The sequence below is a fragment of the Bacillus cereus group sp. BceL220 genome (assembly GCF_051776965.1).
GTDB classification, from domain to species: domain Bacteria; phylum Bacillota; class Bacilli; order Bacillales; family Bacillaceae_G; genus Bacillus_A; species Bacillus_A cereus.
The window spans coordinates 579,822-594,298 of record NZ_JBPWBC010000003.1 but is presented as its reverse complement, the minus strand read 5'-3'; the positions used below and the strand labels follow the sequence as shown (position 1 = coordinate 594,298).

Here is a 14,477-nt window from a genome sequence, read left to right as displayed (position 1 = left end):
TATTAGGCACGCCGCCAGCGTTCATCCTGAGCCAGGATCAAACTCTCCAATAAAGTTAGTTTGTCTAGCATCTAAAAATAAAAATTGACGTTTCACGTTGTTTGTTTCGTTCAGTTTTCAAAGAACTACTTGGTCGCTCATTTGCGACTTCCTTATGTTAACATCTTCGTTTTTCGATGTCAACTAAGTTTTTCAATTTCTTTTTTTGTCGTTTTCTGCGTTTCCGCATCAGCGACGGTTATTAATATATCATGGTGAAAAATGAAATGCAACACCTTTTATAAACTTTTTTTAAAACTGCCCACATTTCTTTTTTAATATCATATACTTAAACGAAATATCTCTTTCATGTATGAGTAATTCCTACATATATTTTATATAAAGTTACTCTATCAAAAAACGTTTCTTTCTATACTAAGCGTTTTATTCATATACCATATCATACAAGGAGGAATATATATGGACTATACCGATTTATTAATCAAACTAGGTCTCTCGGCTATTTTAGGGTTTGCCATTGGTTTAGAACGCGAATTAAAACGGAAACCACTTGGTTTAAAAACGTGTTTAGTTATTTCTATTATTAGTTGCCTCCTAACGATTGTTTCTATTAAAGCAGCTTATAACTTACCACATACCGATCATATGAATATGGATCCACTTCGACTTGCCGCTCAAATTGTATCAGGAATTGGTTTTTTAGGTGCTGGCGTAATTTTAAGAAGAGGCAACGATAGCATTGCAGGACTCACGACTGCCGCTATGATCTGGGGTGCTTCTGGTATTGGTATTGCCGTTGGAGCTGGTTTCTATATCGAGGCGATTTTCGGAATGTGTTTCCTTATGATTAGTGTCGAACTTATACCACTCGCGATGAAATATGTAGGCCCTAGGTCATTTCGTCAACGTGATATCGCTGTGAAACTTGTTGTACGAAATATGGACAATATCCCAATCGTAATTGAAGAAATAAAGGAAATGGATATAAAAGTTAAGAATATGAAGCTTAAAACATTAGAAAACGGTTCTCACTATTTACATCTTAAACTGTCCATTGATCAAAAAAGACCTACTGCTGATGTTTACTATGCTCTTCAACATCTTGAAAGTGTCCAACAAACTGAAGTGGAAAGTATGTAGCATAAAACAAACTCTCTTTAATTAGAGAGTTTTTCTTTTTTCTATAATGGTAACAATGAATGTAGTCCTGCAAAACAAGGAGGAATTTACTATTGAAATCCCGTCCGAATTTAGTAGATACATTTCGTGATTCCATTATTTTTCGTTTAATTTGTTTTATTATTGTATTCACTGCTTTTTCTGGTTTTCTTATACATAGATTAGAACCCTCTCATTTCACTACATGGTTTGACGGAATTTGGTGGTCAATCGTTACCATTTTTACAGTTGGATATGGCGACTTTGCTCCCCATACAACGATAGGAAAACTAATAGGTATAAGTATTATTTTATTAGGAACTGGCTTTTGTTCTTATTATATGGTTCTATTCGCTACTGAGATGATCAGTAAACAATATATGAAAATTAAAGGTGAAGAAGCCGCTACCTCTAACGGTCATATGATTATCGTTGGCTGGAATGAGCGTGCAAAACATGTTGTAAAGCAAATGCATGTATTACAACCAAACCTTGATATCGTTTTAATTGATGAAACACTTTCTTTACTCCCAAAACCATTTCATCATTTAGAATTTATAAAAGGTTGTCCGCACCACGATCAAACTTTATTAAAAGCTAATATTAAAACGGCACACACCATATTAATAACAGCGGATAAAGAAAAGAACGAAAGCTTAGCAGATACACAATCCATTTTAAATATTTTAACTGCAAAAGGACTCAATCCAAACATTCACTGCATCGCAGAACTACTTACTACTGAACAAATTCAAAATGCAACGAGAGCTGGCGCGTCAGAAATTATAGAAGGAAATAAATTAACGAGTTATGTATTTACCGCTTCTCTTTTATTCCCTTCTATTTCAGGTGTACTATTCTCACTTTACGATGAAATCTCTGATAATAAATTACAACTGATGGAGCTTTCTCCGTCCTGCACCGGACAAACCTTTGCAAATTGTAGCTATACCCTTTTAAAACAAAACATTCTCTTACTAGGTATAAAGCGCGACGATCAATATATGATTAACCCAGTCCATACTTTCATTCTTATCGAAAGCGACGTACTCATTGTTATTCACCATTAAGAAAATGTTTTTCTAGTTCCCGCATGAGCACTTTTCCAATATTGATATATTTTCTTTTCACTTCTGCATCTGGATCTTTCGGTTCAGCAAATTGATCCATCCCACTCGTTCCCGCGGTTAAAGTATTCACATTATCATCTAGTTCGTCTTGATATACGTGCGAAAGAATATACGGCGTTTCAAGACGGACTACTACACCAGGTACATCTAGTTCACCATCTACTGCTGTAAACGGCACTCGTAAAAATTGATACCCATCTTCTTCATCGATTTTGTAATCGAAGCATCCTTTATCATAATCCCAATTACCACCAATACTATATCCAAGTGGTTTCATAACCTCTTCTAATTTATATAACGCATATGTACGTCCTTCTAAATTTGATTGAATCGGAATCAAGTCCATCCCTCCAAGACTTTTCCTTTAGCATACCCACTCTAGTTTGAATATACTGATGGACTTTTCGATAAAATAATAAAAAGCGACCGGAATCCGGTCGCTTTTTATTATTTTAAACGCTCTTCTAATTCTGCTTTTAATTCTTCAAATCCTGGTTTACCAAGTAAAGCAAACATGTTTTTCTTGTATGCTTCTACGCCAGGTTGGTCAAATGGATTTACGCCTAATAAGTAGCCGCTCATCGCACATGCTTTTTCGAAGAAGTATACAAGGTAACCGAATGTGTACTCATTTAATTCAGGAATATTTACGATTAAATTTGGTACTCCCCCGTCGCTATGTGCAAGTAATGTACCTTCGTATGCTTTTGTGTTTACGAAGTCTACAGTTTCACCAGCAAGGTAGTTTAATCCGTCTAAATCGTTGTCTTCTAATTCGATTGTTAGTTCATGTGTAGATTTACCTACTTTAAGAACTGTTTCAAATAAGTCACGACGACCTTCTTGAACGTATTGACCTAATGAGTGTAAGTCAGTTGAGAAGTTTGCTGAAGATGGGAAAATACCTTTTTGATCTTTTCCTTCACTTTCACCAAATAACTGTTTCCACCACTCAGCGAAGTATTGAAGTGCTGGCTCATAGTTAACAAGCATTTCAATTGTTTTTCCTTTATTGTATAAAGCGTTACGAACTACTGCGTATTGGTAAGCTGGGTTTTCTGCTAGTTCTGATGTTCCGAAGTCATCATGACCAGCAGCTGCACCTTTCATCATCTCTTCAATATTTAAGCCACTTACTGCGATTGGTAATAAACCAACTGGCGTTAATACAGAGAAACGTCCTCCAACATCATCTGGAATAACGAATGTTTCGTAACCTTCGTTATCAGCTAATGTTTTTAATGCACCACGTGCTTTATCTGTAGTTGCATAAATACGTTTGCGAGCTTCTTCTTTTCCATACTTCTCTTCTAATAACTTACGGAAAATACGGAATGCTAGTGCTGGCTCTGTTGTTGTACCTGATTTGGAAATAACGTTAATAGAGAAGTCTTTACCTTCTAATACGTCCATTAAATCTTTCATGTAAGTGGAGCTAATGTTTTGTCCAACAAATAGCACTTGTGGAGTTTTACGTTGTTCTTTAGATAGCGTGTTGTAGAAAGAATGGCTTAACATTTCGATTGCTGCGCGTGCTCCTAGGTAAGAACCACCAATACCTACAACAAGTAAAATGTCAGAGTCGTTTTTAATTTTTTCTGCGCATTTTTGAATGCGAGCGAATTCTTCTTTGTCATATTGAAGCGGAAGGTCTACCCACCCAAGGAAATCGTTCCCAGCTCCAGTTTTTTCGTGGATTGCATGATGTGTTACTTTCACTGCATCACGTAAATAAGTGATTTCATGTTCACCGATGAAGGATAACGCTTTAGAATAGTCGAACGTTACATGTGTACTCATCTTTTTCCCTCCAATTATGGATATGTATTTCTGTATTCACTTTAGCGAAACTGAAGTTGTAAATCAAGCGATTCAACCATTGTAAACGTAACCAATATATATTTTTTAGAAAAAGTTCATTTTTTGCATAAAAATTCGCATTTTTCGGTATAGATGTATATACATCCTCTTTCGAACATTTTTTATGTATAAAAACAACATAACTACCCCATTCTATAAAAGAGTTAATTAACTCATCGCTTGCTCATGCTTCACAATTAAGGGGGGCTTTTTCATGAGTACTTTGCAACGTATCGCATTAGTCTTTACTGTAATTGGCGCTGTGAACTGGGGACTAATCGGATTTTTCCAGTTTGACTTAGTAGCAGCCATTTTCGGCGGACAAAATTCAGCTCTTGCACGTATTATTTACGGCATCGTTGGTATATCTGGGCTTATCAACCTTGGTTTACTGTTTAAACCATCTGAAAATCTTGGTACGCACCCAGAAACAAACGAAATTCGATAATCAGTATGTCCTTTCACCTCCGACATACGAATATGATTGCATGCAATCATATTTGCAAATATATATCATAAGATAAAGTAAAAGAGGAACGCTCATATGCGTTCCTCTTTTACTTTGTTAACTCGGACTCTTCAATCCATTCTGCCAACTTTTCTCGCAGCGTATTAAATCCGTTTTCAGATGGGTTCGGTATAAGAATCCTTCCTTGTTTTCTTTTCGCCGCTTTTAACGATAAACTCATTTTTCTGTGCTCTTCATCAATTGAAAGTACCTTTACTTCTACTGTATCGCCGACTTTTAAAAAGTCATGAATATCCTTTACATATCCATTTGTAATTTCAGATATATGCACAAGTCCTTGTGTTTCTGCATCTAACGCTACAAATGCACCGTAATCTTGAATTCCAGTCACTTTCCCTGTTACAACCACTCCTGTTGTATATTGTTCTGACATATGAAACACTCCCATACGTTTACCATTCTCTCTACAATTATAGAGAGCAAAGCAGATATATTTATTTTAAATATCCGATTGGTTAGTACGCATTCTAGATAATGATATCTAGAATGCGTATACCTTATATTAGTAAATTATACCACTATGACAGAACTCATTCAAAATTCATGAAAAATTTCCCTTAAAGAAGTATAATTCTCCAATATTGGGATAGACTACTAACACATGGCTTTCTAGTATTCCCCCCCTTTTATGGACAAAGCGTATTACGTTTTGTCCTTTTTTTATTTTCTACAAATCGTTCCATTCTCTTCATCGCTTCCATAAGTTGTTCAAGCGACGTCGCATATGAACAACGAATAAATCCTTCACCACTTTCGCCAAATACGCTACCAGGGACAACGGCCACTTTTTCTTCCAACAATAACTGTTCTGCAAATTCCGCTGAAGATAATCCGGTTGAAGATATAGAAGGAAAAACATAAAATGCTCCGCCCGGCACATGACACGTTAAGCCCATTTCATTGAAAGATGTCGTCATGAAGTTACGACGCTTCTTATAGCTATCTCTCATTCGAATTACTTCATCGTTCCCTGCACGTAACGCCTCAAGTGCTGCAAACTGAGACATCGTCGGTGCACACATCATTGAATACTGATGGATTTTGAGCATTAATTCTGAAAATTGAACAGGAGATGCAATCATACCGAGGCGCCATCCTGTCATCGCAAATCCTTTTGAAAATCCTGAAATTAAAATCGTATGCTCACGCATATTTTTAATACTCGCGAAACTTGTATATACTTCGTCGTATACAAGTTCTGCATAAATTTCATCAGATAATACGATTAAATTGTACTTCTCAACAATCACTGCTATTTCTTCAAGCTCGGATTTATTTAGCATTGCACCTGTCGGGTTATTTGGTGAACAAAGCAAAATTGCCTTTGTTTTCGCTGTAATAGCTGCTTCAATTTGTTCTGGTTGTACTTTAAACTCGTTTTCTAACGTAGTCGCCACAGGAACCGGAACTCCTCCAGCTAATGTCACAAGTGGTGCATAAGAAACGAAGCTCGGTTCAATAATGAGCACTTCATCATCAGGATTTATAATGGCGCGCATCGCTACATCTAACGCCTGGCTCGCTCCAACTGTAACAATGATTTCATCACTTGGATCATAAGATACTGCAAATTGTTTTTTTAGATACTTTGCTATTTCTTGACGGAGCTCCAATAATCCTGCATTTGCTGTATATGACGTATACCCTTGTTCCAAAGAACGAATACATGCTTGCCTTACATTCCAAGGTGTAACAAAATCCGGCTCTCCTACCCCGAGGGAAATAACACCTTTCATATTTGCTGCTAAATCAAAAAATTTTCGAATACCAGATGGTTTTAAAGATTCTGCTGATCTAGATAGTTCAAATTGCTTCATGGTGTCACCACAATTCGCTTATCATCATCGTCTTTTTCATAAATAACACCCTCATGTTTATACTTCTTCAAAATGAAATGAGTAGTTGTAGAAACAACAGATTCAATTGTTGCTAATTTCTCAGAAACAAACATCGCTACTTCTCCCATCGTTTTCCCTTCTAATGTAATAGAAAGATCATATGTCCCTGACATTAAATAAACGGATTTCACTTCTGAATAACGATAAATTTGTTCAGCAACCGCATCAAACCCAACGCCATGCTTTGGCGTAACTTTCACATCGATCATTGCCGTTAAACCTGTATGTTCTTTCACCTTCGTCCAATCAATATGTGTTACATAATCCACAATAATCTTTTCATTTTCTAACCTCGCAACCATCTTCTTTACTTCTTCTACCTCTATATTTAACAGCTTCGCTAATGTATCTACAGATAATCGACTACTCTTTTCAAGACAAGCTAATAATTCTAATTCTTTTTCTGTCACCATATAAATCATCCTTCCTTTTCGTTTGTGTCTAAATTATACAAATACCCTTTCCAGTTTGAAAAGAAGATTTTTCTATTGAATTATGTCAAAATAAAGTGAAACTTTAATCAGCGGAAAAATGCGTGATAAAGCGAAAGGGGATGGAACCGTGAAACCAAAAGTTTATATTGCTGAACCAGTTCCAACATTTGTAGAAAACTATTTATCAGAACACTGTGATTATGAAAAATGGGATCAAAATGAGAAAGTACCTCGTGATGTTCTATTAGAGAAAATACAAGATAAAGATGGGTTATTAAATTTCGGATCTGCTATTAATGAAGAATTACTGACAGTGGCTCCTAACTTAAAAGTAGTGAGCAACATTTCTGTCGGTTACGATAATTTTGATTTACAAGCGATGAAAAACCGAAATGTTATCGGAACGAATACACCATACGTATTAGATGATACAGTAGCTGATCTCGTTTTCGCCCTTATGCTATCAGCTGGGCGCCGCGTTTGCGAACTCGATTCTTACGTGAAAAATGGTGAATGGAACGCTGAAATCGGAAAAGAACACTTCGGACTAGATGTACACCATAGCACAATTGGTATTATCGGTATGGGCCGAATTGGAGAAGCCGTTGCAAAACGAGCAAAATTCGGATTTGATATGAATGTTCTTTACTATAACCGCCGTCGTAAAGAAGAAGCTGAACAAAAATTCGATGCTACATATTGTGATTTACAAACGCTACTGAAGCAGTCTGACTTTATTGTTCTTCTTACTCCATTAACAGATGAAACATATCACCTTATTGGAGAAAAGGAATTTTCATTAATGAAAGAAACAGCAATCTTCATTAATGCTTCTCGCGGGAAAACAGTAGATGAAGAAGCGTTAATCCATGCTTTAACAGAAAAGAAAATCTTTGCAGCAGGTATCGATACATTTACACAAGAGCCGATTCAAAAAGATAATCCACTCTTATCATTACAAAATATTGTAACTTTACCACACATCGGATCTGCAACATTAAAAACTAGGCAGCAAATGGCTATGACCGCCGCTGAAAATTTAGTTGCAGGATTACAAGGAAAAACACCGCCTAATATTGTTCGCGGGTAATACTGAATAAACGAAAGGCAAGATGACGTCGTCATCTTGCCTTTTTTTGTTAACATATTTTCTTCTTCCTTGGAGATGATATGAACAAAAATCAATGGAGTGACAAAAAATGAATCACGAATATACTTGTCCTTATTTCACTTTTTCCACTCGCGGCACTACTATTCATTACGAATTGTATGAACACGATAACAAAACAGAACGTCCTACTTTCGTACTCGTTCACGGCTTTTTATCTTCCTCATTCAGTTACCGTCGTCTCATTCCCTTACTATCGAAAGCAGGAACAGTGATTGCTCTTGATTTACCACCGTTCGGAAAAAGTGATAAGTCTCATCTGTTTAAGTATTCTTATCACAATTTAGCAACGATTATTATTGATTTAATTGAACATTTATCTCTCTCAAACATTGTATTAGTTGGGCACTCTATGGGTGGGCAAATTTCTCTCTATGTAAACCGTATACGTCCTGAACTCATTTCAAAAACGATTTTACTATGCAGCTCTAGCTATTTAGCACGCGCAACCTTACCTTTACTATACTCTTCTTATTTACCGTTCTTTCATTTATACGTAAAGAACTGGATTATTAGACGCGGTATTGTTCATAACTTAATGAATGTCGTTCATGATCACTCATTAATTGACGATGAAATGAAAAAAGGTTACTCCGCTCCTTTTTATGACGACCGTATATTTCCCGCTTTAACTCGCATGATACGAGACCGTGAAGGTGACTTATCTTCAACTGAATTACAAAAAATCGAAACACCTACACTACTCATTTGGGGTGAAAAAGACCGCGTCGTCCCTGTACATGTAGGTCATCGTCTACACAAAGATTTACCGAATTCAAAATTTATTTCTTACGAAAATACAGGACATTTACTACCTGAAGAAAAGCCTGAACATGTTTATGAAGAAATTATCGCTTTTTCTGCGCAATAAAGTGAAACTTTAATTAGCCCCCACCTAACTTCTTTGCTTCTGCTGAATTTTGAGGTGGGGGTCTTACTCCCCGGCAAATAGTGGGATAATATAAAAAAGGCCGTCGGAAATTCCGACAGCCTATAATGAACAGCTTCCGCCTTCTTTTATTACAAGTAATTCCACAGCTAATTTCTCACATTTTTCAAGCGCAGGTACTTCCTCAAAAGACATAAAGTATATATGTTGAATCTTCTTTGCGATGTATTTTGGATCATCAAACACACTTATGACGTTCACAACATCGCTCGCTTCTGTTTCATAAAACTCCGGTCCCATTTGAAACGGATCCCAATTCTTCACAACCTCTATCATCTTTTCATATGTACCCATTCGCTTCCCGCCTTTTCACTTTTTAATACTTTTCTTTATCCTATCACATCAGCTATTCTATAAGAAGAGAGAGAACTTTCATAACTTATTGGTTTTACAGAAGAAGGGGGCAAACGTATGCAACTATTTCATAAAGCAATCAATCGACGTGGAACGCATAGTATAAAATGGGATACATATAAAAACGAAGAACTTATCCATGCTTGGATTGCTGATATGGATTTTGAAGTACCAACACAAATTCAAACTGCTTTAAAGAAACGTATTGAGCATCCTATTTTCGGCTATACACTTCCTCCCGAAAATATTGGAGATATTATTTGTAACTGGACAAAAAAACAATATAACTGGGACATTCAAAAAGAATGGATTGTTTTTAGCGCGGGGATCGTTCCAGCTCTTAGTACGAGCATACAGGCTTTCACAAAAGAAAACGAATCCGTTCTCGTACAACCACCTATTTATCCTCCATTTTTCGAAATGGTCACAACAAACAACAGGCAGTTATGCGTGAGTCCATTACAGAAACAAAATGATACATATGTGATAGACTTCGAGCATTTAGAAAAGCAGTTTCAGCAAGGTGTCAAACTCATGCTTCTTTGTAGCCCTCATAACCCAATCGGACGCGTTTGGACGAAAGAGGAACTTGTGCAGCTCGGATTGTTATGTACTAAATATGACGTTATCGTTGTCGCGGATGAAATTCATTCCGATATCATTTATGCAGACCATACACATACGCCGTTCGCTTCCTTATCTGAAGAATTAGCAGAGCGCACTATCACTTGTATGGCTCCAAGTAAAACATTTAATATCGCTGGATTACAAGCTTCGATTATTATCATTCCAAACGAAAAACTCCGTCACGCCTTTACAGCTATCCAATATAGACAAGGCTTCCACGGGTTAAATATCTTTGCCTACACAGCGATGCAAAGTGCCTATACAGAATGTAATGATTGGTTAAACGAAATTCGATTATATATAGAAGATAATGCTCAATTTGCTTGTGAATATATTAAAACTCACATACCTGCTCTTTCCGTAACGAAGCCAGAAGGTAGCTTTTTATTATGGATTGATTGTTCTCGTCTAAAGCTTTCTCAAAACGAGCGTACTGCATTACTTGAGGAAAAAGGAAAAATCATCGTTGAACCTGGTGAGAAATACGGGTTAGGTGGCGAAGAACATATTCGAATTAACATCGGCTGTCCACGATCTGTTTTAGAAGAAATTTTGAACAGACTGCGTCATACGTTTTCATAATAATAGAGGAGTCTGTCCCCTAATCATTCTTGGACAGACTCCTTTGTCATATTTTGTCGGTAAGTCGATATATTTCAAGTTACGGTCGATATATTCCAATAATCGCTGATATATTTTCACTTATACTACACAAAAAAAGCTACCAGCACGGTAGCTTTTACTTTTTCTTCATATCCGCTGCTTTTTTTACAATTACACCACAAGCAATTCGATCGCCTGATTTACCTGTCGGTTGTGTCATACCATCATCAGGGTTTTCTGTAATAATAATAGACGCTCCATCTTTTCTATGAATCGTCGTTTTTCCTTCTTCAAGTGTGATGTGAGGTGCATCGATTTCCGCTTTAATCTTCCCAGAACCATCTGCAACTACGTTCGGTAAATCACCGTTTTCTGCACCCTTCGGATTAAGAAGACCATGTTTTTTATCATCAGGATTAAAATGATTCCCGGATGATTCAAAACGAGGTGCCTTACACTCTCCGATTTCATGTACATGTAGTCCGTGTGGTCCTGGCGTGAAACCTTCTCCTTTAATCGTAATTTTCACGCCACTTGTTTGCTGCACTACTTTCGCAGTCCCTACTTCATCTCCTGAAGCATTATGTAATTTCACTTCAATTTCTTTCGGCTTTCCTTGGTCACAACCTGCCATCAGAAATAATAAACAACAACTGAAAAAAAGCCGTTTCTTCATTCCATTCCCTCCAAAATATATTCTGCCCTTAGATTGTCCGAGCATAGAGGGAAACATACAAAAATGCGTTACTGTTTCTTTTCAGCTAATAGTTTTTCTTCAACTTTCTGTAATCGCTCCGCTTCGCGTTTTGATACACGAATGAACATACGCCACGTAGCAACGGCACCAATTATAAATAGCACGCAAACAATCCCTGGAATAATATATTCTGTTTTATCTTCCGGAAAATATAAAGGCATCATATAGAACACTCCTTATTATAGGATTTGTAAAACATCAGAATTTTCTGTTATATAACTTTAAATTATAGTGGAACCTATCCATATTCTCAAGGGGGCGTTCCGAAAGTGAATGATTTCTTTGACTCCTTCTCCTACTTTCCTTACTATAAACTTGAGGTGAAAAATATGAGAGAAACATTTGAAATTGGTGAAATCGTTACTGGTATTTATAAAACTGGCAAATACATCGGCGAAGTTACAAATAGCCGCCCTGGCAGTTACGTCGTAAAAGTATTAGCTGTTTTAAAACATCCGGTGCAAGGTGACTTACATAACGTAAAACAAGCTGACGTACCATTTTTCCATGAAAGACGCGCTTTAGCTTTCCGTGAACAGACGAACATTCCAGAGCAAATGGTGAAAAAATATGAAGGAGAAATTCCGGATTATACCAAGTCACTAAAATTAGCATTAGAAACCCAAATGAATTCATTTTCTGAAGATGATTCACCTTTTGCAGAGCGTAGTCTAGAAACATTAGAACAGTTAAAGAAAGACTACAAACTTTAAAAAACAAAACGACCAAATTACATAATGTGCAATTTGGTCGTTACTGTGTGCTCACTTTCTTTAACACTTTTGAAAAATCAACGAGTTCTCCTAATGTTGGAGGTGCTGGTTTTACTAAATACTCTTTATCTTTTTCTACTAGTTTAAAAATATTGTACGTCGTCATCGCATCATCAAGCGCACAATGATGCTTCCCTGTCCCTACTTTTCCGTACGCCTCAATTGCTTTCCATAATCCTGTTTGATTTCTTTCTCCAAAAAACTTCTTATACTCAAGCGATAAATCACGACACTGTCCGAAGAATGGAAAAGCTATCCCTGCCATTTCACAATTATGCTTCAGCACTTTCATATCCATATTTCCCCACGTTACAATTGTCGGTTTACATTTCGTTTCGTATTCCGCAAGCTTCTTAACGAGTTCAGGAAATGAAATCCCTTTATCCACGACTTCTTGTTTTATTCCTAAAAACTTCTTACATCGATCCGTTAAAGAGGGAAATGTTTTCGGCCTGACATGTGATGAATACGTATCTTCCACCTTACGGCCAGCAACTGAAACGAGTCCTACCTCAATAATTTCCGGAAAAAATCCTTTCGGTTTCTTTCTATGCTGGGGCATCGTAAACTCAAAGTCTAAAAATAAAAATCGTTGTTCATCCATACGATCCCTTCCTTATCATTTTTATCATTCCTTTCTATTTGACACTCCTACACGAACAAGCTCGAATGCTAATTCCATTTTAAATATTCAGATTGGATGTATCTTATATATATGTCAAATGCCCACAAATATTTTAAAAAATAAGAAAAAATGACCTATGCAGAAAATATGACAAAATCCCTCCTTTCATTTACATCCGCAGTTTTTCTACTTTATAATGACGTTATGTGTGTTTCATCTAGTTAATATTTGACACACTAAGAAAAATGAATGAAAGGAGATGAGATTTTTGCACGAAACAACGCAAGAACTCGCTAACTGGCAGTATTATTTTGCTATCGCAGTCTTTTTAATTACATATGCCATTATTATTTCTGAAAAAATTAATCGCGCTGTCATCGCACTTCTTGGTGCAGCATTCATGGTAATTGTGGGGGTCGTCGATTTACATAACGCCTTTACGAAACATATTGAATGGGGAACGATTACGCTACTCATCGGTATGATGATTTTGGTGAACATTACGAGTAAATCAGGTGTTTTCCAATACGTTGCCATTAAAGCAGCAAAAGGGGCACAAGGAAATCCAATTAAAATTTTAATTTCCCTTTCCCTACTTACCGCGCTTGGCTCCGCATTTTTAGATAACGTTACAACTGTACTTCTTGTTGTTCCAGTTACTTTATCTATTACGCGCATACTGCAAGTAAATCCTGTTCCATATTTACTTTCTGAAATTATTTTTTCAAACATTGGGGGAACGGCAACATTAATTGGTGATCCACCTAACATTATGATTGGTTCTGCCAATAAGCATTTAGACTTCAATGCTTTCCTATTGAATCTAGCACCAATCGTAATTATTATTATTGGAGTTACAGCAACAATACTTTACTTCATGTACCGTAAACAATTAATTGCCGATCCTGTACAGGTTAAAAAATTAATGAGCTTAGATGAAAAACAATACATTAAAGATCCAGTATTAATGAAAAAATCTTTAACGGTGCTTGGACTTACGATTGTAGGTTTCATGACTCATTCTATTTTCCATATTGATGCGGCTATCATTGCCTTAACTGGTGCTACTGTACTTATGTTAATTGGTGTGAAAGAGCATGAAATTGAAGAAGTATTTGCAAGCGTAGAGTGGGTAACAATCTTCTTCTTCGCAGGGCTATTCGTACTTGTTGGAGGACTTATCGATATCGGTCTTATTAAAATGTTAGCTCAAAAAGTAATTGGTATAACAGGCGGAGATATTTCTTACGCATCCATCCTTATTTTATGGGTATCTGGTATCGCCTCTGCAACAATTGATAACATCCCATTCGTTGCAACAATGATTCCACTTATTAACGATATGGCAGTCGGGCTAGGCTTATCACCATCTGACGCACAAATCGATGTATTATGGTGGGCATTAGCACTAGGTGCTTGTCTCGGTGGAAACGGAACATTAATCGGAGCTTCTGCTAACGTAATCGTTGCAGGTATTGCGAGCCGCGAAGGACATAAATTTAGTTACATGGAATTCCTAAAAGTCGGTTTCCCAATTATGATCGTTTCATTAATCATTTCTCACATTTATATTTATTTACGCTACCTTATGTAGTAAAAAGAGCGCTCTGAT

At 36.7% G+C, this 14,477-nt stretch carries 17 protein-coding genes; 8 read left to right on the top strand and 9 right to left on the bottom strand.

Going from position 1 to position 14,477, the window contains the following annotated elements; all coding sequences use genetic code 11:
- The first annotated feature begins 459 nt into the window (after positions 1-459).
- Together ACS2FK_RS12085 and ACS2FK_RS12080 are read left to right on the top strand one after the other, a co-directional pair.
- A complete protein-coding gene (locus ACS2FK_RS12085; RefSeq protein WP_000386677.1) occupies positions 460-1,140 on the top strand; it encodes an MgtC/SapB family protein in 681 nt (226 codons plus the stop codon).
- Positions 1,141-1,232: 92 nt separating this feature from the next.
- Complete coding sequence (locus ACS2FK_RS12080; protein ID WP_000842316.1) at positions 1,233-2,228, top strand: potassium channel family protein; 996 nt, start codon at positions 1,233-1,235, stop codon at positions 2,226-2,228.
- Here ACS2FK_RS12080 and ACS2FK_RS12075 read toward each other — a convergent pair.
- Together ACS2FK_RS12075 and ACS2FK_RS12070 are read right to left on the bottom strand one after the other, a co-directional pair.
- Entirely contained in the window at positions 2,215-2,628 is a 414-nt protein-coding gene (locus tag ACS2FK_RS12075) for a YugN-like family protein (RefSeq protein ID WP_000612347.1), read from the bottom strand. The two genes, ACS2FK_RS12080 and ACS2FK_RS12075, sit on opposite strands and share 14 nt — an antisense overlap.
- Positions 2,629-2,735: 107 nt before the next feature.
- The gene (locus ACS2FK_RS12070) at positions 2,736-4,088 is read right to left on the bottom strand and encodes a glucose-6-phosphate isomerase (protein ID WP_000103663.1); all 1,353 of its coding nucleotides are present in this window, start codon (positions 4,086-4,088) and stop codon (positions 2,736-2,738) included.
- A gap of 274 nt (positions 4,089-4,362) precedes the next feature.
- Between ACS2FK_RS12070 and ACS2FK_RS12065 the strand changes: the two genes are divergently transcribed.
- A complete protein-coding gene (locus tag ACS2FK_RS12065; RefSeq protein WP_000105788.1) occupies positions 4,363-4,596 on the top strand; it encodes a DUF378 domain-containing protein in 234 nt (77 codons plus the stop codon).
- Positions 4,597-4,705: 109 nt separating this feature from the next.
- Here ACS2FK_RS12065 and yugI read toward each other — a convergent pair whose 3' ends face one another.
- The 3 genes from yugI to ACS2FK_RS12050 all read right to left on the bottom strand — a co-directional run bounded on the left by yugI (position 4,706) and on the right by ACS2FK_RS12050 (position 6,988).
- Positions 4,706-5,050: a S1 domain-containing post-transcriptional regulator GSP13 gene (gene yugI, locus ACS2FK_RS12060; protein ID WP_000003764.1), complete on the bottom strand. Its 345-nt coding sequence runs from the start codon at positions 5,048-5,050 to the stop codon at positions 4,706-4,708.
- Positions 5,051-5,303: 253 nt separating this feature from the next.
- Entirely contained in the window at positions 5,304-6,494 is a 1,191-nt protein-coding gene (locus tag ACS2FK_RS12055; RefSeq protein WP_063548921.1) for an aminotransferase, read from the bottom strand.
- Positions 6,491-6,988 (bottom strand): Lrp/AsnC family transcriptional regulator, encoded by a 498-nt coding sequence (locus tag ACS2FK_RS12050; protein WP_000255696.1) that lies wholly within the window; start codon positions 6,986-6,988, stop codon positions 6,491-6,493. The genes ACS2FK_RS12055 and ACS2FK_RS12050 overlap by 4 nt, the downstream gene beginning before the upstream one ends.
- A gap of 118 nt (positions 6,989-7,106) precedes the next feature.
- Here ACS2FK_RS12050 and ACS2FK_RS12045 point away from each other — a divergent pair, with 118 nt between their 5' ends.
- Both ACS2FK_RS12045 and ACS2FK_RS12040 read left to right on the top strand, forming a co-directional pair.
- Positions 7,107-8,099, top strand: coding sequence for a 2-hydroxyacid dehydrogenase (locus ACS2FK_RS12045; protein ID WP_063548923.1), 993 nt, complete (start codon positions 7,107-7,109; stop codon positions 8,097-8,099).
- A 109-nt stretch (positions 8,100-8,208) separates the two neighbouring features.
- Complete coding sequence (locus ACS2FK_RS12040) at positions 8,209-9,048, top strand: alpha/beta fold hydrolase (protein WP_001015204.1); 840 nt, start codon at positions 8,209-8,211, stop codon at positions 9,046-9,048.
- Between the two features lie 120 nt (positions 9,049-9,168).
- Here ACS2FK_RS12040 and ACS2FK_RS12035 read toward each other — a convergent pair whose 3' ends face one another.
- Complete coding sequence (locus ACS2FK_RS12035) at positions 9,169-9,420, bottom strand: YugE family protein (RefSeq protein ID WP_000537641.1); 252 nt, start codon at positions 9,418-9,420, stop codon at positions 9,169-9,171.
- Between the two features lie 117 nt (positions 9,421-9,537).
- Between ACS2FK_RS12035 and ACS2FK_RS12030 the strand changes: the two genes are divergently transcribed.
- Positions 9,538-10,689 carry a MalY/PatB family protein gene (locus ACS2FK_RS12030; protein ID WP_001175830.1) on the top strand — a complete coding sequence of 384 codons (1,152 nt, stop codon included), beginning with the start codon at positions 9,538-9,540 and terminating at the stop codon, positions 10,687-10,689.
- Between the two features lie 157 nt (positions 10,690-10,846).
- Here the strand turns inward: ACS2FK_RS12030 and sodC are convergent, their stop codons facing one another.
- Both sodC and ACS2FK_RS12020 read right to left on the bottom strand, forming a co-directional pair.
- Positions 10,847-11,386 carry a superoxide dismutase [Cu-Zn] gene (sodC, locus tag ACS2FK_RS12025; RefSeq protein WP_023523265.1) on the bottom strand — a complete coding sequence of 180 codons (540 nt, stop codon included), beginning with the start codon at positions 11,384-11,386 and terminating at the stop codon, positions 10,847-10,849.
- Between the two features lie 68 nt (positions 11,387-11,454).
- Complete coding sequence (locus ACS2FK_RS12020; RefSeq protein WP_000982763.1) at positions 11,455-11,631, bottom strand: hypothetical protein; 177 nt, start codon at positions 11,629-11,631, stop codon at positions 11,455-11,457.
- Between the two features lie 165 nt (positions 11,632-11,796).
- On the opposite strand from ACS2FK_RS12020, the gene ACS2FK_RS12015 reads away from it, so the two are divergent.
- Entirely contained in the window at positions 11,797-12,180 is a 384-nt protein-coding gene (locus ACS2FK_RS12015; RefSeq protein ID WP_063549376.1) for a kinase-associated lipoprotein B, read from the top strand.
- A 40-nt stretch (positions 12,181-12,220) separates the two neighbouring features.
- Here ACS2FK_RS12015 and kapD read toward each other — a convergent pair whose 3' ends face one another.
- Complete coding sequence (gene kapD / locus ACS2FK_RS12010) at positions 12,221-12,844, bottom strand: 3'-5' exonuclease KapD (RefSeq protein ID WP_000344360.1); 624 nt, start codon at positions 12,842-12,844, stop codon at positions 12,221-12,223.
- 289 nt (positions 12,845-13,133) lie between these two features.
- On the opposite strand from kapD, the gene ACS2FK_RS12005 reads away from it, so the two are divergent.
- Positions 13,134-14,459, top strand: coding sequence for an ArsB/NhaD family transporter (locus tag ACS2FK_RS12005; protein ID WP_000545210.1), 1,326 nt, complete (start codon positions 13,134-13,136; stop codon positions 14,457-14,459).
- The last annotated feature ends 18 nt before the right edge of the window (positions 14,460-14,477 follow it).